Genomic DNA, 25,839 nt, shown 5'->3' with positions numbered 1-25,839 from the left:
GATGAGAACGCTCATTTCACAGTCTCGACTCGGGCGCTGCACGTAGCGCTAATGGGCAGCTTGCGAACTGCCAAGGCTCTGGCGGCAAAAAGTCAAAAAACCGACTTTTTATTGTGCCTTATCGGTTTTGGCCAAATATTTGTCGATCATGCGCCTGATGGCTGAAGCTTTCAATGCTGTTGATGTGGGCCTGACCGGTTTTTGTTCACATGGGTGTCTGGCGTTGGCGCATGATCAGCCGGTGCATGCAGCAATCTGCCTGCGCCTGTGGTCGAGATCTGCAATGAGCGGTCCCTTGGGAGAAGCGTGATGGGTAAGGCAATGGTGATCCTGCACGGCAAGCAGGCGATGAACGAAGATGTGCGCAAGGCCGTCCTCGCCCAGCGTGAGCGGGGCTGGACGCTGGATGTGCGGGTGACCTGGGAAGCAGGTGATGCCCAGCGGCTGGTTGCCGAGGCGCTGGCGGCTGGCTACACCCATGTGGTCGCAGGAGGCGGCGACGGTACTTTGCGCGATGTGGCCGAAGCCATGGGGCAGGCAAATACTCAGGCCAGCCTGGCATTGCTGCCTTTGGGTACCGCCAATGATTTCGCCAAAGCCGCTGGTGTGTCATTGCAGCCGGCTGAGGCGCTGGCGCTGCTGGATATGCCGGCACGGCCAATCGACTTGGGCAAGGTTGGCGACCAGATGTTTCTGAACATGGCCACGGGCGGGTTTGGCAGTCAGGTCACGGCAAACACCTCCGAGGACCTCAAAAAAGTGTTGGGCGCAGCGGCCTACCTGTTCACCGGGCTGTCGCGCTTCAGTGAGTTGCAGGCCGCGTCGGTGGAGCTGAAAGGCCCGGACTTCCACTGGCAGGGTGACTTGCTGGCGCTGGGCATCGGCAATGGCCGCCAGGCAGGTGGCGGTCAGGTATTGTGCGCCGATGCCCTGGTGGATGACGGCCTGCTCGACATCGCTATCCTGCCGGCACCGCAAGAAGTGGTGGGGGCGCTGCGTGAGCTGCTGGCCGGCGAAGGGCTGTTCGTTCGTGCGCGCTTGCCCTGGGTAGAGATCAAGAGCTCCCAAGGCCTGGACATCAACCTCGATGGTGAGCCGTTACAGGCTGACAGCCTGCGCTTCGAGGCCCTGCCTGCGGCGCTGCGCCTGCATCTGCCGCCAAACTCGCCGCTGCTCAGTCATCCAGGCTGATGATTTTCTCGCGCACGGCAAACAGTACCAGCCCGGCGACATCGTAGATCTGCAGGCGTTTCATGATCTGCGAGCGATGGGTTTCCACCGTTTTGATCGAAAGGGCAAGCCCGGCAGCGATTTCGCGAGTGGATTTGCCCCGTACGATCAGGCGCAGGATTTCCAGTTGCCGTGCAGTGAGGTTATGGCGGTCGATGTTTGGCTGCTTGCCCTGCTGCGCACGCATCAGCGCCTGGTTGATCACCGTGTGGGCGATGGCCGGGCTGAGGTAGCGCTCGCCACTGCGTAGTGCGGCCAGTGCCTGCTCCAGCTCCTTTGCGGTGGCGTCTTTGAGCAGGTAGCCGTGGGCGCCGCTTTCCAGGGCGCGCATGATCAGGTCCGGGTCGGTGTGCATGGACAGGATCAGTACTTTGCAGGTGCTGCCAGAGGCGCGCAGCAGGGTGAGGGCATCGAGGCCGCTGGTCGAGCGCATGGAAATGTCGAGCAGCACGATGTCGGGCGCCAGTTGCTGGGCTTGCTCGAGCAGTTGGCCGCCATCGTCGGCTTCGCCGACCACGGTGTAGCCGGGTATGTCAGACACCAGGGCACGGACCCCGGCTCGAATCAGCGAATGGTCATCGACCAGCAGCAGTCTACAGGTCATCGGATAGCAGGTGTCCTGGCGCGTTCATGGGTGCGTGGTGGCCATGGGAACAAGACCTCGATCCGGGTGCCGAGGCCAAGCTGGCTGGTAATTTTCAGTGTGCCCTGGAGCGCTGTGGCACGCTCCTGCATGCCAGCCATGCCGCGCTGGCCTGCCTCAGCCGGATTGGCGGCGGGGATGAAGCCTTGGCCATCGTCCTCTATCGACAAGCTCAGGCCGGTGGGGCTGCGCTGCAGGCGGATGGTCAGGTTGCGCGCCTTGGCATGGCGCAATATGTTGGTGACCGCCTCTTGCGCGATGCGAAAAGCAGCCATGGTCACCTCCTCGCAAATGCCACCCAGCCTTTGATGGCATTCCAGGCTCCAATGCATGTCGGTGCTGCCTAGCGTGCGCACCAGATGGGCACGCAGGCTGGCTTCCAGGCCAAGGCTGACCAACTGCCGGGGATTGAGGATGGCAGAGACGTCACGCACCTTGCTCAGGGTGTCATCGAGTGTGCTGTGCAGGGCGCCGCATTGCGTCTGCAAATCGCTTGGCAGCCGCCGCTGCAACCACTCCAGCTGCAATTTGGCAGCGGTCAGCAGTTGGCCGATGTCGTCATGCAGTTCGCGGCTAAGGTGCTGGCGTTCGCTTTCCTGGACTTTGAGCATGCGATCGGCCAGTTCTGCCGGGCGCAAGCTGATAGACCTGGCACCCTGGCTCAGGTGCCAGCCGACCCCGAACATTGCTATCAGCTGCAACAGCATCAGGCTGGCCGGTATGGCATGGCCGCCGGTGAACAGCAGCAGGTTGGCAAACAGCGACGCCACGCACAGCAATGCAGTCGCCCAGCGCAGCACAGTGGCGAGGGAGCGGCAACGCAGAGCATTCTTCAAGCGTGGGAGCATAGAGGGGAAGCCACTGTAACCTTGCTGATGGAGGCCTTGCGCATGTCTTGCCGCAGGCTTTGGCGTGGTGCTTTCAATATTTGCCAAGTGCGCGTTGAGGCGATCCATATACGGGTGACCGGTATTTGTTAGTGCGCATGGTATCACTTCAGGCCGGTTTGGTCGCGAGCGGGGAATGCTTTGAAACCTCAAGGTTTGCGGGGCGATCAGGGGGGAGCGATGCCTGATTTGAGCAGCAAATAGCCACCATCGATTGGCCTGCTCGGTTCAACTTGCGCGAATCCCGGTAGAACAGGGTGTGGCAACTTTCAGCCCTTCACAAGTTGGATCCTGATTCGGTAAAGCACCGTCGCCTTAGTTGCAAACCGTCAATGACTGCTAGTGCGTTTATCTGCGCAAGTTGGGCGACTGGCCATGGGGCCGGCCTGGTGCGTGCCAGCACATTCGCTACGGGTTTCCTGTCAAGGCGCACACGTTTGCGGCAATGGCTGGTCCAGTGCTTTTGCCAGTTCGGCAAGCAAGTTGGTTTGTTCGCTGGCATCAAGGGCGAGCCGCCCGGTGTGCGCATCGACAAGCTCCAGTTGCCAGGCCAGCAGGGTCAGGCAGGCCGCCAATGCAGGCAAAGCATGATTGTGCAGGTGCAACTGCCTGCAGGCTGGAGCGAGCAGTTGCTGCAAGGCAGAGGCGTATTGGGCGACTTCACGCAGCCCCAGGCCGCTGGCGCGCCGGGCAAGAGTATCGAGGGTGTTGATGAGGCAATGGCAGGCGTCGGGGTCATTGGCGATCAGTTCCAGGTGCTGAAGGCACTCCTGGGACTGGGTCAGCAACACTTGCGCATCCAGCAGAAAGTCCTGCAGGGCGCTGCTGTCGAAAGCTGAACTGTCCATCATGAGGCCCCGGGCCGCAGCGCGGGAGCGGGTGATGGCCAAGCCGTGTCGTTCGCTAGCAAAAGCCTGACTCCATTCATGCAGTGAGAATGGCGTCACATTAATGGCTAAAGGATAGCGCGAACATCAGGTTGCACCCGGTTGACGCTAAGGGTTTCCCTGATATTGCTCTAGGGGGGCGACAGCTGCTCCAGGCAATGGGCCCAAGGCTGACTGGCTGCAGTAAAGCATGATGTTAATGTGATATCAATTGGCCCGCGAAGCATTTTCGCTCAAGGGTCAAGCTGCGTACGCAACCGCCGATATAGGGTGGATGAACTCACATTATTCCGACTTGAGCCTGGGGGTTTTCCAATGGCTGGCATTCTCGACACGGTAGACCAACGAACGCAACTGGTGGGTGAGAACCGCCTGGAAATCCTGATGTTCCGCCTGGCCGGGCGCCAGTTGTTCGCCATCAACGTGTTCAAGGTGCAGGAAGTGCTGCAGTTGCCCAAGTTGACCTTGATGCCGCAGCGCCACGCGTTTGTCTGTGGCGTGGTCAACCTGCGTGGGCAGACCTTGCCGGTCATCGACCTGTCCCAGGCAATCGGCATGCGCCCGCTGCAGCCGGGGCCAGACAGCACCATCATCGTCACCGAGTACAACCGCTCGGTGCAGGCGTTCCTGGTAGGTGGGGTCGATCGCATCGTCAATATGAACTGGGAAGCCATCATGCCGCCGCCTTCCAGTGCCGGCCGTCAGCATTACCTGACGGCAATCACCAAGGTGGACGAAAAGCTGGTGGAGGTCATTGACGTCGAGAAGGTGCTGGCCGAGATCGTGCCTTACAACGCGAAGGTCTCCAACGACAAGCTCGCTGACCCGATATTGGCTCGCGCCCGTGGCCGCGAAGTGCTACTGGTGGATGATTCCAGCGTGGCGCTGGCGCAGCTGCGTGACACCCTTTCGCAACTGGGGATGAAACTGCATGTTGCCAGCGACGGCCTGAAGGCCTTGCGCATGCTCAAGGGCTGGGCCGATGCAGGCGAAGATGTGTGCGAAAAACTGCTGATGGTGTTCACTGACGCGGAAATGCCTGAAATGGACGGTTATCGGCTGACCACCGAAATCCGCAGTGATGCGCGCCTACGCAAGCTGTACGTGGTGTTGCACACCTCGCTGTCAGGCAGCTTCAACGAATCCATGGTCAAGAAAGTCGGCTGCGACAATTTCCTTTCCAAGTTCCAGCCTGATCGTTTGGTCGAAGTGGTCAAGCAGCGTTTGCTACTGGATTCGACCACTGCGTGATCCTTGCGGCTGCCGGGTATAATCTGGCATTTGGCATGGCACGAGGCAGGCAGGGATGTTTCTGAGCGAGCTGTATCGGTATCCGGTGAAGTCGGGGCAGGCGCAATGTCTGCAGTCTTCACTGGTCGATAATCTGGGTTTGTCGGGTGACCGGCGCTGGCTGGTGGTCGAGCAAGACAACGGACGCTTTCTCACCCAGCGCGCCTGGCCGCAGCTCGGCCAGCTCAAGGCTGGCGAAGGGGCGGCAGGTACGCTGCTGCTGGAGGCCCCGGGCCTGCCAGCTCTGCAGGTGGCGGTGCCGCCTGCAGATGACGGCCTGCGCGGTGTGACCATCTGGCGTGACACGTTGCGTGTGCCGGATGCCGGCGATGAGGCCGCAGCCTGGCTATCGCAATTGCTCGGCAAGCCAGTGCGACTGGTCCACTGCCCCGAGCATCGGGCGCGCTACCTGCCCAGCGGTTATGGCTTGAACAGCGACAGGGCGGCTTTCCCCGATGGTTTCCCGTTATTGCTGATTGGCCAGGGGTCGCTGCAGGAGTTGAACCGGCGCATTGGCCGGCCCATGGAGATGCTGCGTTTTCGACCGAACCTGGTGGTGCAGGGTGCAGAGCCGTTTGCCGAAGATGGCTGGAAGCGCATTCGTATTGGCGGGCTTGAGTTTCGCGTGCTCAAGCCGAGCGTGCGGTGCATCTTCACCACGCTGGACCCTGAAACCGGAGAGCGCAGCCCGGACCGGGAGCCGTTGGCCACGCTCAAGACCTTTCGCGAGCGCGAAGGTGACATCCTGTTCGGGCAGAACCTGGCGGTGGATGGCCGTGGTCGGCTTGAGGTGGGGATGGAAGTCGAAGTGCTGGAGTAGTGGTAGCAAGTACCTGCCTCTTCGCGAGCTGGCCCGCGAAGAGGCGGCATTGCTTCACATGTCGTCGAAATACCGCTCGTGCCAATCTACCAACGGCTGGGGTGCATTGAGCTTCTGCCCGTAGATCACCGAGTAAGACAGCACGTTCTGTACATACTGACGCGTCTCGTCGAACGGAATCGACTCCACCCACACGTCAAAGCTTAGGTGCTTGGCACCTTTGAGCCATTGGCGCACGCGCCCGGGGCCGGCGTTGTACGCCGCCGACGCCAGCACCCGATTGCCGTTGAACTGGCCGTGTACCTGGCTCAGATAGGCTGCGCCCAGCCGAATGTTCGTGTCCGGGTTGAGCACCTGGCGCGGTGACGCCAGCGGAATGCTGAACTTGCGCGCGGTTTCCTTGGCTGTGGCCGGCATCAACTGCATGAGGCCGCTGGCACCTACACTGGAGCGCGCATCCTCCATGAAGGCACTCTCCTGGCGTGTGATTGCGAACACCCAGCTTGAGTGCAACCCGCGCACCTTGGCTTCACGCACCAGCGTATCGCGGTGGGCCATCGGGAAGCGGATATCGAGGTCGTCCCAGTACTTGGCCAGGCTGATGGTGCGAATGGCCGGGAAATACCAGCGCAGGTCATAGGCCAGGCGCGCCTGGGCAACCATTTCGTCGCGGCTGAAGTGTCGGCTGACGTGATACCACTCGCGGCGACCGTCGACGATCTGGCCGCGGGCATGGAATTCCAGGGCACGCTGGATTCCAGGAGTGTTACGCACCTTGCTGACCAGTTGCGGGCTCAGCACCAGTGGCCGGTTGTTGAGCTGGTAGGGCGTTTGCGCCCGGTCGGCGGCGAGAAAGCCATAGAAGTCCCGTTCGCGTGCCACGTTCCTGTACAGCAGAAGGCTTTGCGGGTTGTTTGGCTGGGCCAGTTCCAGGCTGCGTGCTTGCCAGTATTGCCAGCGGCTGGTACTGGCCAGGTCCTGCGGCAGGCGCTTGGTCAGTTCGTAGGAATCTTCCCAGCGGCCCAGGCGCAGCAGCAGGCGCAGACGCCATTCGCTGACCGTATTGTCCCGCAACTGCGGGTCGTAGCGCGTCATCAGGTCAAGGGCACGCGGGTCGTAGCGGCGTGCCAGTGTCAAACCGATTTCGCGGGCGATCGCGACTTTTTCGTCCGAGGAAAAGTGCATGCGCTGTGCATAGTCGTCGAGCAGCGCCATGGCACGCTGCGGGTCCTGGCGAGCCAGGCGGCGCAGGCCCAGGCTGACGACATCGGACATGGCCTCGTTGACCGGTGTGAAGCGCGATGGCTGGTTGAGCAGTTCGGGCTTTTGCGCCACATCGATTAACAGGCGGCCTTGCGGGCCAAGCGTGGTCAGCGATTTGACCAGGCTGTTGGCCAGGGAGTAGTTACGCGCCTGGGCTGCCAGTTTGGCGCGGTTCCAGCGCTTGGCCTCGGTCAGCTGACCTTCGGCGGCCCACATGCCGAACAGGGTGTCGCAGGCGGCCGGTTGCGACTTGCCCACGTTCCACAGCTTTTCGGCGCTGGCATAACCTTCGGCGCGCAGGCCATGGCTCAGCTGGTACTGGCCGTTGAGGCAGTCCAGTTCGGTGAAGTTGAGCTTGGGGTCATAGTATTTGACGAAGGTGTTCCACTCGCCGCGTTCGGCCAGCCAGCGCAGCCAGCGCAGTTTCATCCAGTTGGCCTGGGGAAGGTCGCCATGTTTGGCCAGGAACGCTTCTATTTCCTGGTTGCTGGCGCTTTTCAGCCGAGCGGTCAGTTCGTCGTAGGCCAGGTAGGGCGTCAGCGGGTAGTCGCGCAGGGCCTGGGCATAGCGCAGGTACGGGCCCTTGTCGCCCTTGGCCAATGCACGCTTGGCCTCGTCGTAGTACTGACGTTGCTGGGAGAGGTCGATGGCCTGTGCCGCGCTGGCGGTGGCGGCGGTAAGCAGCAGGCAGGAAGCAATCTGTAACAGGCGGCTGCGCATGATACGTCCGGGCAGTTGAACCATGGGAAAGTGACGGCGGAGCCAGCACTGTTGGAAGCTATTGTTCTAGCTTAGCTGTTTGCCGGCAGCGGGTGAAAGCGCTGTGCTTGTATCAAGGCATTAAGTTCGACCGGATGTCGCAATGCCCTGGCAGCGCGGTCAACTTAATGCCGGAACGGGCCAACTCAGGTAGAATGCGCGCCCGCTTTCTGGAGACGAACATGACCCTGCTCAAATTCAGCGATGTGTCCCTCGCATTCGGCGCGATGCCGCTGCTGGACAAAGTGTCCTGGCAGATCGCCCGTGGCGAGCGGGTGTGCATCATCGGCCGTAACGGCACCGGCAAGTCGAGCATGCTGCGCCTGGTCAAGGGCGAGCAGAAGGGCGACGACGGAGAGATCTGGCGCGCACCTGGCCTGAAGATCGGCGAACTGCCGCAAGAACTGCCAGTGGCTGACGAGCGGACAGTGTTCGACGTGGTGGCCGCAGGCCTGGATGGCGTTGGCGAACTGCTTGCCCAATTCCACCACCTGAGCCAGAACATCCAGGGCGACGATGACCTGGAAAAACTCATGCATGTTCAGCACGAGCTCGAAGCCCGTGACGGCTGGCGCCTGCAGCAGGTGGTGGAGAGCACCTTGAGCCGCCTGCAACTGCCTGCCGACAAAACCCTGGCCGAGCTGTCCGGTGGCTGGCGCCGCCGCGTGCTGCTGGCGCAGGCGCTGGTGTCAGAACCCGATCTGCTGCTGCTCGACGAGCCGACCAACCACCTGGACATCGGTGCCATCGCCTGGCTCGAAGAGGCCCTGCGCGGTTTCAACGGGGCGGTGCTGTTCATTACCCACGACCGTTCCTTCCTGCAGAACCTGGCAACCCGCATCCTTGAACTGGATCGCGGCGGGCTGATCGACTGGAACGGTGACTACGCCAGTTTCCTGGTGCACAAGGAAGCGGCGCTGGCCGCCGAAGAGACGGCCAACGCGCTGTTTGACAAGCGTCTTGCCCAGGAAGAAGTGTGGATTCGCCAGGGCATCAAGGCCCGCCGTACCCGTAACGAAGGCCGCGTGCGCGCACTCAAGGCCTTGCGTGTCGAGCGCAGCGAGCGGCGGGATCGCCAGGGCAAGGCGAACATCCAGATCGAGGCCGCCGAGAAATCCGGCAAGCAGGTGATGGTGCTGGAGAATGTCAGCTTCCACCACGCTGGAGGGCCGATGCTGGTCAAGGACTTCTCCATGGTCCTGCAGCGCCAGGACCGCATCGGCCTGCTGGGCGCCAACGGTACCGGCAAGACCACGCTGCTCAAGCTGATGCTCGGTGACCTGGAGCCTACCTCGGGCAAGGTCGAGCGCGGCACCAAACTGGAAGTCGCCTATTTCGATCAGATGCGCCACCAGCTCGATCTGGAAAAAACCGTGATCGACAACCTGGCCGAGGGCCGCGATTTCATTGAAATCGACGGCCAGAACCGTCACGTGCTCAGCTACCTGGGCGATTTCCTGTTCAGCCCCCAGCGTGCGCGCACGCCGGTCAAGGCGTTGTCGGGCGGTGAGCGTGCGCGCCTGCTGCTGGCCAAGCTGTTCAGCAAACCGGCCAACCTGCTGGTGCTGGACGAACCGACCAACGACCTGGACGTCGAAACCCTCGAGCTGCTTGAAGAGGTGCTGTGCAATTACAAGGGCACCGTGCTGATGGTCAGCCACGACCGGGCCTTCCTCGACAACGTTGTCACCAGCACGCTGGTGTTCGAGGGCGAGGGCAAGGTGCGTGAATATGTTGGCGGCTACGAGGACTGGATCCGCCAGGGCGGTTCGCCGAAGCTGTTGGGCGTGACCGAGAGCAAGGGTGGCAAATCCGAGCTCAACAGTGCGGTGGTGGAGAAGCAGGACGAGCAGGTGGCGCCGGCGCCAGCCGCAGCCGCAGCGGATGCCTCCAAGAAGAAGCTCAGCTACAAACTGCAGCGCGAGCTGGAGATGCTGCCTGGGCAGATCGATGCGGTCGAGCAGCGTATGGCGGCGGCCCAGGAAGAGGTCAACGCGCCGGGCTTCTATCAGCGGCCGATCGAAGAGACCTCGGCGGTGCTGGCCAAGCTGGAGCAGATGCAGGGCGAGCTGGATGCCTTGGTAGAGCGCTGGGCCGAGCTGGAAGGCTAAGTCAGACCCGGCCTCATCGCCGGCAAGCCGGCTCCCCCAGGATCTCTGTGGGAGCCGGCTTGCCGGCGATGAGGCCGGGCAGCCTGGATCATTCTTTCTTCTGCAACCGCACCGCCAGTACATCGCACGGCGCGCCATGCAACACGTCATTGGCCGTTGAGCCCAGCAGCAACGCCAGGCCATGGCGGCCATGGCTGCCAACCACGATCAGGTCGCAGTTCTGCTCCTTGGCCAGCTGGTGGATTTCCTGGCGCGGTTGGCCATAGGTCAGGTGAGAATCACCGCGGTTGATCTCGGGGTATTTGTTGAACAGGCGTTCCATGCGCTCCTTGGCCTGGTCGAACTGTTGCTGTTGCAGTTGCGACAGGTCCATTGGCACGTCACCGCCAAAGGCCATGGCCATGGGTTCGACGATATGCACCAGCGAGACCTTGGCGCCTGTGGGCTCGGCGAGCTTCATGGCTCGCTTGATCACCGGGTCGCACTCTTCGGTGAGGTCGACGGCGACCAGAAGATGTTCGTAAGGCATGAGCTGTACTCCTGACAATCGCGATAGTAGAAGTATGGTCGCTTCGGGCGGGTCTTGCGTGAAACCGAGTAACCCGCTCATTTGCAACGCTTTATGGGATCTACAGATATGACGGTATTGCTGGTGGTGTCAATCCTTGCGCTGATTCTCAGCCCGTTTGCCTGGCTGCGCCAGTCGCGCAAGCAAGGCGAGCAGATGAGCCTGCGCCTGGAGGCGCGGCGCATGGGGCTGGCCATGCAACTGGCACCGCAGCAGTGGCCGCACTGGCTGGAAAAAGAGCCGCCCAGCCCCTGCCCGCAGTACCACCGGGCGCGCCGGCGTGGGCGTGAAGACAGCTGGTGCTACTGGCAGGTCAGCCCTGGTGTGTGGTGGAACCAATGGCGTGAAGTGTGTGAGGAACCGCGCCTGAATGATGTTTTCTCACGGCTGCCGGGGACTGTTTACAAGGTCGAAGCCGACAAGCGCATGCTCGCGCTGTACTGGAGCGAGCGGGGTGACAAATCTGTGTTGCAGGATATTGCCTACGCCTTCGAAACCCTCGCCTGACATCGTTTCAACGACAAAGCGGCAACCTGGCAGGACCCCATCAGGGGCAGATGCCAAGTTGCCGCTTTGTCGTTTCTGCAGAGCAGAAAAGGCCAGGCAGGCCGGGAAATTCTTGAAGCCAGTCGCAGTGTAGCCAACCTGCAGCGGTGTGCATCGAAAAATGCCGCGGTCTACTTCTTGTGGTCAATCGCTGACATGAATGATCAGCAATCACTGTCATCATGATTTATACCCAGACGCTAGAAAATGACCGGAAAGTCGCGTTTCCACCATGCCTGTGAGCATTTGACAACGCCGACCTTTTCGGAGAATGTGTGCATACCCAAATCAAACGGGCGTATGAATTGAGCGTTTGTATGTCACAGCGCTCATCCAGAATCCCGACTAGCGCGCTGACGGGTGTGCCTGGGCAAGAGCAGCGAAGCGCTGCTTTTCCACCAGCGATCGGCGTGTACAGTTCAGCTTCCATATCGTGGAGATCAGTTGATGATTTACGAAGGTAAAGCCATCACGGTTAAGGCTCTTGAAAGCGGCATCGTCGAACTGAAGTTCGACCTCAAGGGTGAGTCCGTCAACAAGTTCAATCGCCTGACCCTGGACGAGCTGCGCCAGGCCGTCGATGCCATAAAGGCCGACGCCTCGGTGAAGGGCGTGATCGTCAGCAGTGGCAAGGACGTGTTCATCGTCGGCGCCGACATCACCGAGTTCGTCGACAACTTCAAGCTGCCCGAGGCCGAACTGGTTGCCGGCAATCTGGAAGCCAACCGCATCTTCAACGCGTTCGAAGACCTCGACGTGCCGACCGTTGCCGCGATCAACGGCATCGCCCTGGGCGGCGGCCTGGAAATGTGCCTGGCGGCCGACTATCGGGTCATGTCCACCTCTGCCAAGATCGGCCTGCCGGAAGTCAAGCTGGGTATCTACCCTGGCTTCGGCGGTACCGTGCGCCTGCCGCGTCTGATCGGCTCGGACAACGCCATCGAGTGGATTGCCGCCGGCAAGGAAAACCGCGCTGAAGACGCCCTGAAAGTCGGTGCGGTCGACGCCGTCGTCGCCCCTGAACTGCTGCAGGCCGGTGCCCTCGACCTGGTCAAGCGCGCCATCAGCGGTGAGCTGGACTACAAGGCCAAGCGCCAGCCCAAGCTGGAAAAGCTCAAGCTCAATGCCATCGAGCAGATGATGGCCTTCGAGACTGCCAAGGGCTTCGTCGCTGGCCAGGCCGGCCCGAACTATCCGGCGCCGGTCGAAGCCATCAAGTCGATCCAGAAGGCCGCCAACTTCGGTCGCGACAAGGCGCTGGAAGTCGAGGCAGCAGGCTTTGCCAAGCTGGCCAAGACTTCGGTTGCCCAAAGCCTGATCGGCCTGTTCCTGAATGATCAGGAGCTCAAGCGCAAAGCCAAGGCCCATGACGAAATCGCTCACGATGTGAAGCAGGCTGCCGTGCTCGGCGCCGGCATCATGGGTGGCGGCATCGCTTACCAGTCGGCGGTCAAGGGCACCCCGATCCTGATGAAGGACATCCGCGAGGAAGCCATCCAGCTGGGCCTGAACGAGGCGTCCAAGCTGCTCGGCAACCGCGTCGAAAAAGGCCGCCTGACTCCGGCGAAAATGGCCGAGGCACTCAATGCCATTCGCCCGACACTGTCCTACGGTGATTTCGCCAACGTCGACATCGTCGTCGAAGCCGTGGTCGAGAACCCGAAGGTCAAGCAGGCAGTGCTGGCTGAAGTGGAAGGCCAGGTGAAAGAGGATGCGATCCTTGCGTCCAACACCTCGACCATCTCCATCAACCTGCTGGCCAAGGCGCTCAAGCGCCCCGAGAACTTCGTCGGCATGCACTTCTTCAACCCGGTGCACATGATGCCGCTGGTCGAAGTCATCCGTGGCGAGAAGTCCAGTGAAGTGGCGGTCGCCACCACCGTGGCCTACGCCAAGAAGATGGGCAAGAACCCGATCGTGGTCAACGATTGCCCGGGCTTCTTGGTCAACCGCGTGCTGTTCCCGTACTTCGGCGGCTTCGCCAAGCTGGTCAGCGCTGGTGTCGACTTCGTGCGCATCGACAAGGTCATGGAGAAGTTCGGCTGGCCGATGGGCCCGGCCTACCTGATGGACGTGGTCGGCATCGACACCGGCCACCACGGCCGCGATGTGATGGCCGAAGGCTTCCCGGACCGCATGAAGGACGAGCGCCGCTCGGCCGTCGACGCCCTGTATGAGGCCAATCGCCTGGGCCAGAAGAACGGCAAGGGTTTCTATGCCTACGAAACCGACAAGCGTGGCAAGCCGAAGAAGGTCTTCGACGCCACCGTGCTCGATGTGCTCAAGCCGATCGTCTTCGAGCAGCGTGAAGTCACCGACGAAGACATCATCAACTGGATGATGGTCCCGCTGTGCCTGGAGACCGTGCGCTGCCTGGAAGACGGCATCGTCGAAACCGCTGCCGAAGCGGACATGGGCCTGGTATACGGCATTGGTTTCCCTCCGTTCCGTGGTGGTGCGCTGCGTTACATCGATTCGATCGGTGTGGCCGAATTCGTTGCCCTGGCTGATCAGTACGCCGATCTGGGGCCGCTGTACCACCCGACCGCGAAGCTGCGCGAAATGGCCAAGAACGGCCAGCGCTTCTTCAGCTGAGCAGCCAACGCCTTTGAGAGAGTAGAGCGAGATTATTGATATGAGCCTCAATCCAAGAGACGTGGTGATTGTCGACTTCGGTCGCACCCCGATGGGCCGCTCCAAGGGTGGCATGCACCGCAACACCCGTGCTGAAGACATGTCTGCGCACCTGATCAGCAAGCTGCTGGAGCGCAACGGCAAGGTCGACCCCAAAGAAGTCGAGGACGTGATCTGGGGCTGCGTCAACCAGACCCTGGAGCAGGGCTGGAACATCGCCCGCATGGCGTCGCTGATGACCCAGATCCCGCACACCTCGGCCGCCCAGACCGTCAGCCGCCTGTGCGGCTCGTCGATGAGCGCGCTGCACACCGCCGCCCAAGCGATCATGACCGGCAACGGCGACGTGTTCGTGGTCGGTGGTGTCGAGCACATGGGGCACGTCAGCATGATGCATGGCGTGGACCCCAACCCGCACCTGTCCTTGCACGCTGCCAAGGCTTCCGGGATGATGGGCCTGACTGCCGAGATGCTCGGCAAGATGCACGGCATCACCCGTGAGCAACAGGACCTGTTCGGCCTGCGTTCGCACCAGCTCGCACACAAGGCGACGGTCGAAGGCAAGTTCAAGGACGAGATCATCCCGATGCAGGGCTATGACGAGAACGGTTTCCTGAAGGTCTTCGACTTCGACGAGACCATTCGCCCGGAAACCACCCTTGAAGGCCTGGCATCGCTCAAGCCTGCGTTCAACCCCAAAGGTGGTACGGTCACAGCCGGTACTTCGTCGCAGATTACCGATGGCGCTTCGTGCATGATCGTCATGTCTGGCCAGCGTGCGATGGACCTCGGTATCCAGCCGTTGGCGGTGATCCGCTCCATGGCAGTGGCTGGCGTGGACCCGGCAATCATGGGCTACGGCCCTGTGCCGTCGACCCAGAAAGCCCTGAAGCGTGCCGGGCTGACCATGGCCGATATCGACTTCATCGAGCTCAATGAAGCCTTTGCTGCACAGGCCCTGCCAGTGCTCAAAGATTTGAAAGTGCTCGACAAGATGGATGAGAAGGTTAACCTGCACGGCGGCGCCATTGCCTTGGGCCACCCGTTCGGTTGCTCCGGGGCACGCATTTCCGGCACCCTGCTCAACGTCATGAAGCAAAATGGCGGTACGTTGGGCGTGGCCACCATGTGCGTCGGCCTCGGTCAGGGCATCACCACTGTCTTCGAACGCGTCTGATCGCGTAGCGGGACAGCAGCCGGGGCCTTGTGCCCCGGCTTTTGTTTTTTTACAGAATTTGTTTCAAGAGGGAAGGCGACATGCAGATACAACCAGGCGTATACCGGCATTACAAAGGGCCTGAGTACCGTGTCTTCAGTGTCGCACGGCACTCCGAAAGCGAAGAGTGGATGGTTTTCTACCAATGCCTGTATGGTGACCACAGCTTCTGGGTACGACCACTTTCGATGTTCCAGGAGTCGGTCGAGGTTGACGGCGAGCAGGTGCCACGCTTTGCTTTGGTCAAGGCCGAAGAAGGGTTGCCTGAACGGCTTGGCAAGGCGCACGAGTGAACGACCGCGCTTGACCTCACTCTATTGCCACTATATATAGCGGTGCCGCGTCCGGCACCTGACGCGTTTTTCATCTTCAGATTCAGGAATACTCCGATCCATGGGCAAATCGCTGGTCATTGTGGAATCCCCGGCCAAGGCCAAGACCATCAACAAGTACCTGGGCAACCAGTACGTGGTGAAGTCGAGTATCGGCCACATCCGTGACCTCCCCACCAGCGGTTCGGCCAGCGCCAGCAAAGAGCCGGCCGCCAAGCGTGGCAAGGCTGCGGGTGAGGCGCCGGCCCTGTCGCCGAAAGAGAAGGCCCGTCGCCAGCTGGTGGCGCGCATGGGCGTCGACCCCGAGCACGGCTGGAAGGCCAAGTACGAGATCCTGCCTGGCAAGGAAAAGGTGATCGAAGAGTTGCGCCGCCTGGCCAAGGATGCTGACACCATCTATCTCGCGACCGACTTGGACCGCGAAGGGGAAGCCATCGCCTGGCACCTGCGCGAGGCCATCGGTGGCGACGACACCCGCTACAAGCGTGTGGTGTTCAACGAAATCACCAAAAAAGCCATCCAGGATGCGTTCTCGAAGCCCGGCGAGCTGGATATCGATCGTGTCAATGCCCAGCAGGCGCGCCGTTTCCTTGATCGCGTGGTGGGCTACATGGTCTCGCCACTGCTGTGGGCCAAGATCGCCCGTGGCCTGTCGGCCGGGCGTGTTCAGTCGGTGGCCGTGAAACTGGTGGTCGAGCGTGAGCGCGAGATCCGTGCCTTCATCCCCGAAGAGTACTGGGAGGTGCACGCCGACCTTGGCACTGCCAAGGACGCCAAGGTGCGTTTCGAGGTGACCCGCGAGAAAGGCGAGGCCTTCAAGCCGCTGAACGAAGCGCAGGCCATGGCTGCACTGAGCAAGCTCAAGGCGTCCAGCTACAGCGTGCTCAAGCGTGAAGACCGCCCGACCAGCAGCAAGCCGTCGGCACCGTTCATCACCTCCACCCTGCAACAGGCTGCAAGCAACCGCCTGGGCTTCGGCGTGAAGAAGACCATGATGATGGCTCAGCGGCTATACGAAGCGGGCTACATCACCTACATGCGTACCGACTCGACCAACCTGTCGGTCGACGCGCTGGACATGGCGCGCAGCTACATCGAGCGTGAGTTCGGCAAGCAGTACCTGCCCGAAGCACCGCTGGTGTACGGCAGCAAAGAAGGCGCTCAGGAGGCCCACGAAGCGATTCGTCCTTCCGACGTCAATACGCACCCAACCAAGCTCAGCGGCATGGAGCGTGACGCCGAGCGCCTGTACGAGCTGATCTGGCGCCAGTTCCTCGCCTGCCAGATGCCGCCTGCGCAGTACCTGTCCACCAGTGTGACCGTGGCTGCCGGTGATTTCGAGCTGCGTGCCAAAGGTCGCATCCTCAAGTTCGACGGTTATACCCGTGTGCTGCCTCAGCAGAGCAAGCCGGGCGAAGATGACGTGTTGCCCGAGATGGTCCAGGGTGAAGCGCTCAAGCTGATCCAGATCGACCCCAGTCAGCACTTCACCAAGCCACCTGCGCGCTTTACCGAAGCCAGCCTGGTCAAGGAAATGGAAAAGCGCGGTATTGGCCGCCCGTCGACCTACGCAGCCATCATTTCCACCATCCAGGATCGCGGTTACGTAACACTGCACAATCGCCGCTTCTACTCCGAGAAGATGGGCGACATCGTTACCGAGCGCTTGTCGGAAAGCTTCGCCAACCTGATGGACTACGGTTTCACCGCCGTCATGGAGGAGAGCCTGGATGACGTGGCGCAGGGCGAGCGTGACTGGAAGAACGTTCTGGACGAGTTCTACGGCGACTTCAGCAAGAAACTGCTGACGGCAGAATCAGCCGAAGGCGGCATGCGTGCCAACCAACCGACCATGACCAACATTCCGTGCAAGGAATGTGGGCGGCCGATGATGATCCGGACGGCCTCCACTGGCGTGTTCCTGGGTTGCTCGGGTTACAGCCTGCCGCCCAAAGAGCGCTGCAAGGCCACGGTCAACCTGGTGCCGGGCGATGAAATCGCTGCGGACGACGAAGGTGAATCGGAGTCGCGCGTGCTGTTGGGCAAGCACCGCTGCCCGATCTGCGCAACGGCCATGGATGCCTACCTGCTCGACGAGAAGCACAAGCTGCATATCTGCGGTAACAACCCTGATTGCGTCGGCTACGAGATCGAAGAGGGCAGTTACCGCATCAAGGGTTACGAAGGGCCGAGCCTGGAGTGTGACAAGTGCGGCAGCGAGATGCAGCTCAAGACCGGCCGGTTCGGCAAGTTCTTCGGTTGCACCAACCCTGCGTGCAAGAACACCCGCAAGCTGCTCAAGAGTGGCGAGGCGGCACCACCGAAGATGGACAAGGTGGACATGCCAGAGCTCAAGTGCGAGAAGGTCGACGACACCTACGTGCTGCGTGACGGTGCTTCTGGGTTGTTCCTGGCAGCCAGCCAGTTCCCCAAGAATCGCGAGACCCGTGCGCCGCTGGTGCTGGAGATCGTGCCGCACAAGCATGAGATCGACCCCAAGTACCACTTCCTGTGCGATGCGCCGCAGAAAGACCCCGAGGGTCGCCCGGCAGTGATCCGCTACAGCCGCAAGACCAAAGAGCAATACGTGCAGTCCGAGGTCGATGGCAAGCCTACCGGGTGGAAGGCGTTCTACGACGGTAATGCCTGGAAGGTTGAAGACAAGCGCTGATCGTTTCAGTGATGTAATTGGGGCCGCTTAGCGGCCCCAATTCATTGGTGACAAGTACACGCCGATCCCTGAAACTGCAGGTATTCGCCTTGCAGCCTTAGGGAGGTCACTCAAGATGGCCCAGGAACTCTACACCCGCACCAACCAGAAGCTCTTCTTCGCCGGCCTTGCCCTTGAGTCCATGGCCAAGGCTGTCGACAGCCAGGCCATGAATGCACAAGGCCTGGTGCAGGCCGAGCGCGAATCTGCGCTGTTCCACCTGTATGGCGCGCTACTGGGCTTGTGTCACGAGATTGGCGGCTTCTACCGCCTGCCGGCCGCGCCCAGTGTCGAGCAATTGCTCGCCGATGACGCCCTGAATGACATCGCCATTCCCGAGGTGGCTGAGTTGCTGGAACTGGCCAGGCAGCGGGAAACCTGGCTGGCACAATTGCTCACCGCTTATGCCGATTTGTTCCGACCACCGGTCGCGAAAAAAACCGCGAAAACCGATGTCACTCAGCCACTCATCCAGGCCGTCAACCTCGACGAACCCGAGCAGGCTGCGCTGTCGCGTGAAGAGCTGGAAAGCTGGCGCAACAACCTCAAAGGCCTGGTGAGACGATTCCGTGACGCGTTGAGTGAGTGCTGATATTCGCCTTGGCTGGTACAATACTGGCCTTTCGCGGAGAACAGCCCTTTATGTCTACGTCTTTTCTAGAAATTGTCGAGTTGCCTGATGGCCGAATCGAACTGCGTCGTGCCGAGGACGAAGGCTCCCTGGTAACCCTGGATTTCTCGGAAGACGCCAAGGTATTCCTGCAGGGGCAACACGTTGAGGTTGCCAAGGCCATGCTGAGCGTGGGCGTGCAGATGGCGGGGCGCCTCATGGATGGCGAACTCGAGCGCGACGAAGGGCCGCGCGTACTTCACTGACACCCAGGTTGTTTCGGGTTACAGGCAAAGCCTGAACATCAGCCGAGGCGGATGTTCAGGCTTTGTGCGTTTCCGGCACTGGCTGCACGCAACAGTTGCTGTCGCGCGGTGGCATTTACGCTGCCAAGCCAGCTGACAACCGTGTGGCTACGGCCAAGGCGCAGGGCGTCACAGGCCAGTTGCAGTGCGCTCTGATTGCCGCGCGGCTGCAGCAGCAGAATGCGCTCGCGGTTGAGGCCGGCATCGCGCAACCAGGCCTGGGTCAGGCTGCCCGGCGGTGCGATAAGCGTCAGCCAGCGGGCCTCTTGCTCTTCGCTCAGTTCGCGTAGCACCGGTGCCAGCAAGGTCTGGCAATGTTCGGGTGCGCCACGCAGGGACAGTTCACTGAACAGGTCCGGTTCGCTGTTCTTGCGCGCCTGCTCGCTGGCCTTCAGGCCTGGCAGTACCGGTTGGGCGAGGAAGGCTTCGAACAAAGGAAGCTGTACCTGCTGTTGTGCTTGGACGAACTGTTGCATGACGCCTCCTGGTTCAGCGGCGAATTACGCCGACACTCAAACCTTCGATCACCATTTCCTGCTCTTTCAGGTCGACTTCGATGGGGGCGAAATCGGGGTTTTCGGCGATCAGCCAGACCTTGCTGCCTTCGCGTTTGAAACGTTTGACGGTCACTTCGTCGCCGATACGGGCGACGACGATCTGCCCGTTACGGGCCTCGCGGCAGGTGTGCACGGCCAGCAGGTCGCCGTCGAAGATGCCGACGTCCTTCATGCTCATGCCGTGTACGCGCAGCAGGTAGTCGGCGCGGGGGTGGAAGAAGGATGGATTGATGTTGCAAGATTGTTCGATGTGCTGCTCGGCAAGGATCGGTGCACCGGCTGCTACCCGGCCGATGATCGGCAGGCCGTTTTCTTCGGCCTTGGCTTCAAAACCGGGGATGCGGATGCCGCGGGATGCGCCTGGGGTCATCTCGATCGCGCCTTTGCGCGCGAGGGCCTTGAGGTGCTCCTCGGCGGCGTTGGGCGACTTGAAGCCCAGCTCCTGAGCGATCTCTGCGCGCGTCGGCGGGAAGCCGTTGTCTTCAAGGCAGCGTTTGATGAAGGCCAGGATTTCGGCTTGGCGGGGCGTCAGTTTCAACATGGCGGGCGCTCTGTCTTTTTATACAGTGACTGGGATTATATACAGTACTGGATGAGCTGCAAGCTCCACGCGACAAGAAAAAGCAGCGCGCACACCTCTTGCGGCTTGCAGCTTGCAGCTCTGGGCTTTCTAATGGCGACCGCACAGTCACCGAGCCTTGACATCCGTAGGCCTGAAACGTATGTTTCAAACACCTGTTTGTCTGTCTGGCGGAGTAGTCATGGCCCAATCGGAAACCGTTGAACGCATTCTCGATGCTGCCGAGCAATTGTTCGCGGAAAGGGGGTTCGCGGAAACCTCGTTGCGGCTGATTACCAGCAAGGCCGGGGTCAACCTGGCGGCGGTCAATTACCATTTCGGCTCCAAGAAGGCGCTGATCCAGGCGGTCTTTTCCCGTTTCCTCGGGCCGTTCTGCGCCAGCCTCGAACGTGAGCTGGAGCGTCGCCAGGCCAAGCCGGAACAAAAGCCCAGCCTCGAAGAACTGCTGGAAATGCTCGTGGAGCAGGCACTGGTGGTGCAGCCACGCAGCAACAACGACCTGTCGATCTTCATGCGCCTGCTGGGCCTGGCCTTCAGCCAGAGCCAGGGGCACCTGCGGCGCTACCTGGAAGACATGTATGGCAAGGTGTTCCGCCGCTACATGTTGCTGGTCAATGAAGCCGCGCCACGCATCCCTGCGCTCGAACTGTTCTGGCGCGTGCACTTCATGCTCGGTGCCGCGGCGTTCAGCATGTCCGGCATCAAGGCATTGCGCGCCATTGCCGAAACCGACTTTGGTATCAACACCTCCATAGAGCAGGTCATGCGCCTGATGGTGCCGTTCCTGGCCGCTGGCATGCGCGCCGACAGCGGTGTCACCGACGAGGCGATGGCCACCGCACAGTTGCGCCCGCGCAGTAAAACCGCCAGCACCACCGCCAAGGCCTGAAGGCTGGGCGGGGCAGGGCGCTTGGGCTAAGCTAGCGCCCATGCCCGACCTCGATCTCCTGCACATTTCCCTCGCTGACCAGCGCCTCTATGGCTTTGCCAATGGGCAGTTGTGCGTGCGCCTGGCGGTGTCGACCGCACGCAATGGCGCCGGTGAGCGCAATGGCTCCGGCTGCACGCCACGCGGCCTGCACCAGGTGCGAGCGAGGATCGGGGCGGGCTTGCCGCTCAATGCCGTGCTGCGTGGGCGGCGCTGGACCGGTGAGGTCTGGTCGCCGGCGTTGCACGCACAGCATCCCGGGCGTGACTGGGTGCTTACCCGCATCCTCTGGCTCAGCGGTTGCGAGGCCGGGGTCAACCGTCTGGGCGCCGTGGACACGTTCCGTCGCTATATCTATCTGCATGGCACGCCCGACACGGAACCCTTGGGCATACCGCTGTCCCATGGCTGCATTCGCCTGCGCAACACCGATCTGCTTGGCCTGTTCGAGCGCGTACCGGCGCATTGCCCGGTGCGTATCGAGGAGGCCGCATGCCCCCAGTGGGCTTCTTTAAGTCTGTAATGAAGGATTGCCTATGACCGTCAGCCTGCAAGGCTCCCTGATGGTGGATATCGCCGGTAAATGGCTGACCGCCGAAGACCGCCAGCTCCTGCGCCAGCCGGAAGTGGCTGGCCTGATCATCTTTGCCCGCAACATCGACAGCCCGCGCCAGGTGCGTGAACTGTGCGCGTCCATTCGCGCCATTCGTCCCGATCTGATTCTGGCCGTCGACCAGGAAGGTGGGCGTGTGCAGCGTTTGCGTCAGGGCTTCGTGCGCCTGCCAGCCATGCGCGCGATCGCCGATAACGCCAATGCCGAGTACCTCGCCGAGCAGTGCGGTTGGTTGATGGCCACTGAGGTGCTGGCGGTTGGCCTGGACCTGAGCTTCGCCCCTGTGCTCGACCTGGATCACCAGCGTAGCGCTGTGGTCGGCAGCCGCGCGTTCGAAGGCGACCCGCAACGTGCCACGCAGCTGGCCGGCGCCTTCATCCGCGGGATGAATGCAGCGGGCATGGCTGCCTGTGGCAAGCATTTCCCGGGGCATGGCTGGGCGGAGGCGGACTCCCACGTGGCCATTCCGACGGACGAGCGCAGCCTCGAGCAACTGCGCCAGGCAGATCTGGTGCCGTTCTCCCGCCTCAGCGGGAAGCTGGCGGCAGTGATGCCGGCGCATGTCATCTATCCGCAGGTGGACAACCAGCCGGCCGGGTTCTCGCGCCGTTGGTTGCAGGACATCCTGCGCGGCGAACTGGGCTTTGACGGGGTGATCTTCAGTGACGACCTGTCGATGGCCGGTGCGCATGTGGTCGGCGATGCGGCCAATCGGATCGAGGCGGCGCTGAGTGCGGGTTGTGACATGGGCCTGGTGTGCAATGACCGGGCGGCAGCAGAGCTGGCTTTGAGCGCGGCGCAGCGGCTGAAGGTAAAGCCATCGCCGCGGATTGCACGCATGCGCGGGCAGGGTTTTGCGCGGACCGATTATCGCCAGCAGCCGCGTTGGCTGGAGGCGCTAGGGGCGTTGCGCGAGGCGCAATTGGTCGATTGACTGTGCCGGCCCCCACAGGTATCTCGCTGCTGTCCAAGGCAGTGAAAGTCCTGTGGGGGCTTGCCAGCGAAGTAGCCGGGACTGACTGCTAGCGCGCCCGCTTTCCGGGTAGCGGAGCAAACAACGCTTCGATTTCCTCATCCCCCAGACGCCACTGCCCAGCCTCTGCCCCGTCGAGCAAGCTTGCTGCCAGCGCTGCTTTTTCCTGCTGCAGCTGCTGAATCTTCTCTTCAACGGTACCGCGCGTGATCAGCTTGAACACGAACACCGGCTTGTCCTGGCCGATGCGGTACGCGCGGTCGGTGGCCTGGTTCTCGCTGGCCGGGTTCCACCACGGGTCGAAGTGAATCACGGTGTCGGCAGCCGTCAGGTTCAGCCCCACGCCGCCGGCCTTGAGGCTGATCAGAAACACTTCGCTCTCGCCCTGCTGGAACTGCTGCACCGGTGTGCGCCGGTCACGGGTGTCGCCGGTGAGCAGGCTGTAGCGGATCTTGCGCTTTTCCAGCTCTTGTTCGATCAGTGCCAGCATCGAGGTGAACTGCGAGAACAACAGCACCCGGCGCCCTTCGCTGAGCAGTTCTTCGAGCATGTCCAGCAGCGCGCCGAGCTTGCCCTTGTCAGCCTGATTGCCCTTGGTCTCGACCCCTTTGACCAGGCGTAAATCGCAACATACCTGGCGCAGCTTGAGCAGGGCATCGAGGATCACGATCTGGCTGCGTGCCGCGCCATTGCGCGCGATTTCGTCGCGCACTTTCTTGTCCATCGCCACGCGTACGGCCTCGTAGGTATCACGCTGGGCGTCGCTGAGCTCGACCCAATGGACCATTTCGGTCTTGGGAGGCAATTCGGTCGCTACCTGCTCCTTGGTGCGGCGCAGCAGGAACGGGCGGATGCGGGTGACCAGGTGCGCCAGACGTTCCGCGTCGCCATGGCGTTCGATAGGCGTACGGTAATCCTGATTGAAGCGTTTGAGCTCGCCCAGCCAGCCGGGCATGAGAAAGTGGAAGATCGACCACAGCTCGCCCAGGTTGTTCTCCATTGGCGTGCCGGTCAGGCACAGACGCTGGTTGGCCTGCAGCTCGCAGACAGCCTGGGCGGCCTTGCTGGTGCTGCTCTTGATGTTCTGCGCCTCGTCCAGCACCAGTACGCTCCACTGCTGCGCGCGCAGGTGCTCGAGGTCGCGCGGCACCAGGGCGTAGGTGGTCAGTACCAGGTCGTATTCGTGCAGCTTGGCGAAATGCTTGCTGCGGCCGGGGCCGTGCAGGGCCAGGACGCGTAGGTCGGGGGCGAAGCGTTGGGCTTCGTCGAGCCAGTTTGGCACCAGGCTGGTCGGCATCACTGCCAGGGCAGGGTGGGCGAGGCGCCCGTTCTGCTTTTCCAGCAGCAGGTGGGCCAGGGCCTGCAAGGTCTTGCCCAGGCCCATGTCGTCGCCAAGGATGCCGCCGGTGCCCATTTCGCGCAGGGCCTGCAACCAGTTCAGGCCCTGCTGCTGATAGGGGCGCAGGGTGGCGTTGAGCGCTGCGGGCGGCGCGACCTGCAGGTCGCGTGCATCGCGCAGGCGCCGGCCCAGGTCGCGCACATGGGCGCCACCTTCCCAGTGCAGGGGCAAATGTTCGATGTCGTTCAGGCGTGCCGCGTCGGCGCGGTCCATGCGCAGGGTGGGGCCGACGTTGTCCTCGTGCAGGTACAGTTCACCCAGGGTGCCCATGACCGACTTGATTCGCCCGTAGGGCAGGGCGACGCGCAGCGCGGGGGCGTCCAGCCGGCCGCGGTTGAGGTCGATCAGCAGGTGTTCGTCGTCGCTGCGCCGGGCCAGCTCGCTGGGCCGCAGCAACTCGGGGTTGCTGCGCAGCAGCTGCAGCACGATGGGCAGCAGGCTGTGGCGCTGGCCTTCGACGACGATGCCCAGCTCCAGGTCGAACCATTCATGGCCTGGTGCTTCCTCGATGCTGGCGTACCAGTCGTCCACCTCATGCAGGTTGAAGGCGAAGTCGCGGTGGATGTCGACTTCCCAGCCTGCCTCGCGCAGGCGCGGCAGGCCGTCGCGGGCGAAGCGTAGCCAGGCTTCGTCGTCGGGCAGCTGAAGCATCTCGCCCGCGCTGTCTGGCAGCGCCTTGCTTTGCCGGGTGGCGGGCTTGAAACCCAGCTCGCGCAGTGCCTTGCGCAGTGCCTGTTCGGCCGGGGGCTGGCGGCGGATGCGCTGGCTGGTGGTATCCACCAGTCGGGTCAATGGCTTGTCGTCGCTGCCACTGGCGCGCAGCCCATCGTAGTCGAAGGAAAGGGCGGCGCGGTGTTGCATCTGGCGCTGCATACGCCCGGTCTTGGGCATGTAGGCGCTGAATTCGAGACTGCCAAGGGTCAGCCGGCCCTTGGGCTGGACGTTTTCGATCTGCTCGGTGACCACGGCGGTGGGGGTCGGGACTTGCCGGTTCAAGGCGTTCAGTCGATGACTCAAAGGTACTACCAGGTGTTCAGGTACGGTTGGCGCGCGTGCCAGCTGGCTGGCGATGAAGGGGTCGAGATCATGCTGCAGCTCGCCGGTCTGATGCGAATGCCGGTCGATGTAGTGCAAAGGCTCGATGGGCAGTACCTGCAGCTGCAGGTGCTGGTCATGGTGCCAGGCGCCCCTGTAGCTGCCGTTGTCCAGCCTGACCCAGCGGAACTCGGCATGCAGTTGCGGCCCGGCATGCAAAGGCGTGGGGTCGTCTTCATACAGCAGGCGCCCGGTCGCCAAGGCGTAGCTCAAAAGCTCCGCCCCTTGCTTGCCTTCCAGTTGCGCCACGGGCGTCAGCGTTTTGCTGCGGGCATCGATCAGGCGCAACAGCCGAGCGTCATCTTCCGTAACGTAACGGGGTGTGTAGTAGATCATCTCCGGCATTGAGGTGATGCGGCCGATTTTCAGCGTACCGTCGGTTTGTAGCGTGCCCTTGATCGGCTCGAGCTGAAAGTGTTCGCTATCGCTGTGAATGCGGTAGTAGATGGCCGGACCTTTGCGTGCCGGTTCGCTACTGGCTGCAGCCTTGGAGGGCGATTCGAGCCCCTGCACCCACAGGTTCAGGTCGGGCGGCAGCGACAGCGCGGCTTGCTCCTGAGTTGCGGCTGCCTCAAGGTTTCCACCTTCGAGCTCCAGTTGCAGCAACGCAGCGACGCAGTGCTTGCAATTCAATCCTACCGGGCAGGAGCAGCTCCCAAAGACGCGCAGGTCGCCGTAATTCAACACCAGCTTGATATCCTGATGGTAAATCTGGCCCGCCGAGCCCTCGCACCTCGCCTCGATGGAATGGCCCTGCAGCGAAAGGATTCGCGTTCGTTCCTGCGCTGCATATTTACGGCCTCGGGCCAGTGCGCCCGCGTCGATAAAATCGACCCAGTCCGGATGGGCTCTGAGCAGTTGCCGTGCGTCGCCCTCAGTCACA

General features: G+C 61.9%; 22 protein-coding genes. 14 read left to right on the top strand and 8 right to left on the bottom strand.

Annotation, left to right across the window (positions count from 1 at the left end):
- The first annotated feature begins 306 nt into the window (after positions 1 to 306).
- Positions 307 to 1,191: a lipid kinase YegS gene (yegS, locus tag IWW33_RS03275; protein WP_046786471.1), complete on the top strand. Its 885-nt coding sequence runs from the start codon at positions 307 to 309 to the stop codon at positions 1,189 to 1,191.
- Here yegS and IWW33_RS03270 read toward each other — a convergent pair.
- The 3 genes from IWW33_RS03270 to IWW33_RS03260 all read right to left on the bottom strand — a co-directional run bounded on the left by IWW33_RS03270 (position 1,175) and on the right by IWW33_RS03260 (position 3,608).
- Positions 1,175 to 1,834 (bottom strand): response regulator transcription factor, encoded by a 660-nt coding sequence (locus IWW33_RS03270; RefSeq protein ID WP_046786470.1) that lies wholly within the window; start codon positions 1,832 to 1,834, stop codon positions 1,175 to 1,177. The genes yegS and IWW33_RS03270 overlap by 17 nt on opposite strands.
- Positions 1,831 to 2,721, bottom strand: a complete 891-nt coding sequence (locus tag IWW33_RS03265; RefSeq protein WP_046786469.1) for a sensor histidine kinase — start codon at positions 2,719 to 2,721, stop codon at positions 1,831 to 1,833. Before IWW33_RS03265 ends, IWW33_RS03270 begins: the two co-directional genes overlap by 4 nt.
- 461 nt (positions 2,722 to 3,182) lie before the next feature.
- The gene (locus tag IWW33_RS03260) at positions 3,183 to 3,608 is read right to left on the bottom strand and encodes a histidine kinase (RefSeq protein ID WP_115275576.1); all 426 of its coding nucleotides are present in this window, start codon (positions 3,606 to 3,608) and stop codon (positions 3,183 to 3,185) included.
- A 354-nt stretch (positions 3,609 to 3,962) separates the two neighbouring features.
- On the opposite strand from IWW33_RS03260, the gene IWW33_RS03255 reads away from it, so the two are divergent.
- Entirely contained in the window at positions 3,963 to 4,898 is a 936-nt protein-coding gene (locus tag IWW33_RS03255; protein ID WP_046786468.1) for a chemotaxis protein CheV, read from the top strand.
- Between the two features lie 55 nt (positions 4,899 to 4,953).
- The gene (locus IWW33_RS03250) at positions 4,954 to 5,757 is read left to right on the top strand and encodes an MOSC domain-containing protein (RefSeq protein ID WP_115275413.1); all 804 of its coding nucleotides are present in this window, start codon (positions 4,954 to 4,956) and stop codon (positions 5,755 to 5,757) included.
- A 54-nt stretch (positions 5,758 to 5,811) separates the two neighbouring features.
- Here the strand turns inward: IWW33_RS03250 and IWW33_RS03245 are convergent, their stop codons facing one another.
- Positions 5,812 to 7,740 carry a transglycosylase SLT domain-containing protein gene (locus IWW33_RS03245; RefSeq protein ID WP_174141781.1) on the bottom strand — a complete coding sequence of 643 codons (1,929 nt, stop codon included), beginning with the start codon at positions 7,738 to 7,740 and terminating at the stop codon, positions 5,812 to 5,814.
- Positions 7,741 to 7,961: 221 nt separating this feature from the next.
- Between IWW33_RS03245 and IWW33_RS03240 the strand changes: the two genes are divergently transcribed.
- Positions 7,962 to 9,890, top strand: a complete 1,929-nt coding sequence (locus IWW33_RS03240) for an ATP-binding cassette domain-containing protein (RefSeq protein ID WP_046786465.1) — start codon at positions 7,962 to 7,964, stop codon at positions 9,888 to 9,890.
- Between the two features lie 88 nt (positions 9,891 to 9,978).
- Here the strand turns inward: IWW33_RS03240 and IWW33_RS03235 are convergent, their stop codons facing one another.
- Positions 9,979 to 10,419 (bottom strand): universal stress protein, encoded by a 441-nt coding sequence (locus tag IWW33_RS03235; protein WP_012313557.1) that lies wholly within the window; start codon positions 10,417 to 10,419, stop codon positions 9,979 to 9,981.
- 108 nt (positions 10,420 to 10,527) lie between these two features.
- On the opposite strand from IWW33_RS03235, the gene IWW33_RS03230 reads away from it, so the two are divergent.
- The 7 genes from IWW33_RS03230 (at position 10,528) to IWW33_RS03200 (ending at position 18,772) form a co-directional block, all read left to right on the top strand.
- Positions 10,528 to 10,965 (top strand): hypothetical protein, encoded by a 438-nt coding sequence (locus IWW33_RS03230; RefSeq protein ID WP_039601787.1) that lies wholly within the window; start codon positions 10,528 to 10,530, stop codon positions 10,963 to 10,965.
- A gap of 486 nt (positions 10,966 to 11,451) precedes the next feature.
- Positions 11,452 to 13,599: a fatty acid oxidation complex subunit alpha FadB gene (fadB, locus tag IWW33_RS03225; RefSeq protein ID WP_125923171.1), complete on the top strand. Its 2,148-nt coding sequence runs from the start codon at positions 11,452 to 11,454 to the stop codon at positions 13,597 to 13,599.
- 40 nt (positions 13,600 to 13,639) lie between these two features.
- Positions 13,640 to 14,815: an acetyl-CoA C-acyltransferase FadA gene (gene fadA, locus IWW33_RS03220; protein WP_003248768.1), complete on the top strand. Its 1,176-nt coding sequence runs from the start codon at positions 13,640 to 13,642 to the stop codon at positions 14,813 to 14,815.
- Positions 14,816 to 14,895: 80 nt separating this feature from the next.
- A complete protein-coding gene (locus IWW33_RS03215) occupies positions 14,896 to 15,147 on the top strand; it encodes a DUF1653 domain-containing protein (RefSeq protein WP_115275412.1) in 252 nt (83 codons plus the stop codon).
- A 100-nt stretch (positions 15,148 to 15,247) separates the two neighbouring features.
- Positions 15,248 to 17,857 carry a type I DNA topoisomerase gene (topA, locus tag IWW33_RS03210; protein ID WP_046786461.1) on the top strand — a complete coding sequence of 870 codons (2,610 nt, stop codon included), beginning with the start codon at positions 15,248 to 15,250 and terminating at the stop codon, positions 17,855 to 17,857.
- Positions 17,858 to 17,972: 115 nt separating this feature from the next.
- Positions 17,973 to 18,488, top strand: a complete 516-nt coding sequence (locus IWW33_RS03205; protein ID WP_119688575.1) for a DUF6586 family protein — start codon at positions 17,973 to 17,975, stop codon at positions 18,486 to 18,488.
- Positions 18,489 to 18,538: 50 nt separating this feature from the next.
- Positions 18,539 to 18,772, top strand: a complete 234-nt coding sequence (locus IWW33_RS03200) for a hypothetical protein (RefSeq protein ID WP_003248777.1) — start codon at positions 18,539 to 18,541, stop codon at positions 18,770 to 18,772.
- 38 nt (positions 18,773 to 18,810) lie between these two features.
- On the opposite strand, the gene sulA is transcribed toward IWW33_RS03200, so the two are convergent.
- Positions 18,811 to 19,287 carry an SOS-induced cell division inhibitor SulA gene (gene sulA, locus IWW33_RS03195; protein ID WP_012313563.1) on the bottom strand — a complete coding sequence of 159 codons (477 nt, stop codon included), beginning with the start codon at positions 19,285 to 19,287 and terminating at the stop codon, positions 18,811 to 18,813.
- A 13-nt stretch (positions 19,288 to 19,300) separates the two neighbouring features.
- Entirely contained in the window at positions 19,301 to 19,909 is a 609-nt protein-coding gene (gene lexA / locus IWW33_RS03190; protein ID WP_012313564.1) for a transcriptional repressor LexA, read from the bottom strand.
- Between the two features lie 220 nt (positions 19,910 to 20,129).
- On the opposite strand from lexA, the gene IWW33_RS03185 reads away from it, so the two are divergent.
- Genes IWW33_RS03185 through nagZ form a run of 3 tightly spaced genes read left to right on the top strand, consistent with a single transcriptional unit; the run spans position 20,130 to position 22,423 of the window.
- Positions 20,130 to 20,837 (top strand): TetR/AcrR family transcriptional regulator, encoded by a 708-nt coding sequence (locus tag IWW33_RS03185; RefSeq protein ID WP_119688577.1) that lies wholly within the window; start codon positions 20,130 to 20,132, stop codon positions 20,835 to 20,837.
- A 40-nt stretch (positions 20,838 to 20,877) separates the two neighbouring features.
- On the top strand, positions 20,878 to 21,399 hold the full coding sequence (locus IWW33_RS03180; protein WP_115275409.1) for a L,D-transpeptidase: 522 nt from the start codon (positions 20,878 to 20,880) through the stop codon (positions 21,397 to 21,399).
- Between the two features lie 25 nt (positions 21,400 to 21,424).
- Positions 21,425 to 22,423 (top strand): beta-N-acetylhexosaminidase, encoded by a 999-nt coding sequence (nagZ, locus tag IWW33_RS03175; protein ID WP_174141844.1) that lies wholly within the window; start codon positions 21,425 to 21,427, stop codon positions 22,421 to 22,423.
- An 88-nt stretch (positions 22,424 to 22,511) separates the two neighbouring features.
- Here nagZ and IWW33_RS03170 read toward each other — a convergent pair whose 3' ends face one another.
- Entirely contained in the window at positions 22,512 to 25,838 is a 3,327-nt protein-coding gene (locus tag IWW33_RS03170) for a DEAD/DEAH box helicase (RefSeq protein WP_174141779.1), read from the bottom strand.
- Position 25,839 lies beyond the last annotated feature (1 nt).

The organism is Pseudomonas sp. M2 (assembly GCF_015751845.1).
Lineage (GTDB): Bacteria > Pseudomonadota > Gammaproteobacteria > Pseudomonadales > Pseudomonadaceae > Aquipseudomonas > Aquipseudomonas putida_E.
Note: the sequence above shows the minus strand (reverse complement) of the source record. Positions and strands in the feature narration are given on the sequence as shown.

What these genes read in the sequence shown, in the direction of transcription:
- IWW33_RS03240 (WP_046786465.1), top strand. Translation starts at nt 7,962, where the DNA reads ATGACCCTGCTCAAATTCAGCGATGTGTCCCTCGCATTCGGCGCGATG.
- fadA (WP_003248768.1), top strand. Translation starts at nt 13,640, where the DNA reads ATGAGCCTCAATCCAAGAGACGTGGTGATTGTCGACTTCGGTCGCACC.
- IWW33_RS03205 (WP_119688575.1), top strand. Translation starts at nt 17,973, where the DNA reads ATGGCCCAGGAACTCTACACCCGCACCAACCAGAAGCTCTTCTTCGCC.
- IWW33_RS03215 (WP_115275412.1), top strand. Translation starts at nt 14,896, where the DNA reads ATGCAGATACAACCAGGCGTATACCGGCATTACAAAGGGCCTGAGTAC.
- IWW33_RS03235 (WP_012313557.1), bottom strand. Translation starts at nt 10,419, where the DNA reads ATGCCTTACGAACATCTTCTGGTCGCCGTCGACCTCACCGAAGAGTGC.
- IWW33_RS03245 (WP_174141781.1), bottom strand. Translation starts at nt 7,740, where the DNA reads ATGCGCAGCCGCCTGTTACAGATTGCTTCCTGCCTGCTGCTTACCGCC.
- IWW33_RS03265 (WP_046786469.1), bottom strand. Translation starts at nt 2,721, where the DNA reads ATGCTCCCACGCTTGAAGAATGCTCTGCGTTGCCGCTCCCTCGCCACT.
- IWW33_RS03255 (WP_046786468.1), top strand. Translation starts at nt 3,963, where the DNA reads ATGGCTGGCATTCTCGACACGGTAGACCAACGAACGCAACTGGTGGGT.
- IWW33_RS03185 (WP_119688577.1), top strand. Translation starts at nt 20,130, where the DNA reads ATGGCCCAATCGGAAACCGTTGAACGCATTCTCGATGCTGCCGAGCAA.
- IWW33_RS03270 (WP_046786470.1), bottom strand. Translation starts at nt 1,834, where the DNA reads ATGACCTGTAGACTGCTGCTGGTCGATGACCATTCGCTGATTCGAGCC.
- fadB (WP_125923171.1), top strand. Translation starts at nt 11,452, where the DNA reads ATGATTTACGAAGGTAAAGCCATCACGGTTAAGGCTCTTGAAAGCGGC.
- topA (WP_046786461.1), top strand. Translation starts at nt 15,248, where the DNA reads ATGGGCAAATCGCTGGTCATTGTGGAATCCCCGGCCAAGGCCAAGACC.
- IWW33_RS03180 (WP_115275409.1), top strand. Translation starts at nt 20,878, where the DNA reads ATGCCCGACCTCGATCTCCTGCACATTTCCCTCGCTGACCAGCGCCTC.
- sulA (WP_012313563.1), bottom strand. Translation starts at nt 19,287, where the DNA reads ATGCAACAGTTCGTCCAAGCACAACAGCAGGTACAGCTTCCTTTGTTC.
- IWW33_RS03200 (WP_003248777.1), top strand. Translation starts at nt 18,539, where the DNA reads ATGTCTACGTCTTTTCTAGAAATTGTCGAGTTGCCTGATGGCCGAATC.
- IWW33_RS03230 (WP_039601787.1), top strand. Translation starts at nt 10,528, where the DNA reads ATGACGGTATTGCTGGTGGTGTCAATCCTTGCGCTGATTCTCAGCCCG.
- IWW33_RS03250 (WP_115275413.1), top strand. Translation starts at nt 4,954, where the DNA reads ATGTTTCTGAGCGAGCTGTATCGGTATCCGGTGAAGTCGGGGCAGGCG.
- IWW33_RS03260 (WP_115275576.1), bottom strand. Translation starts at nt 3,608, where the DNA reads ATGGACAGTTCAGCTTTCGACAGCAGCGCCCTGCAGGACTTTCTGCTG.
- lexA (WP_012313564.1), bottom strand. Translation starts at nt 19,909, where the DNA reads ATGTTGAAACTGACGCCCCGCCAAGCCGAAATCCTGGCCTTCATCAAA.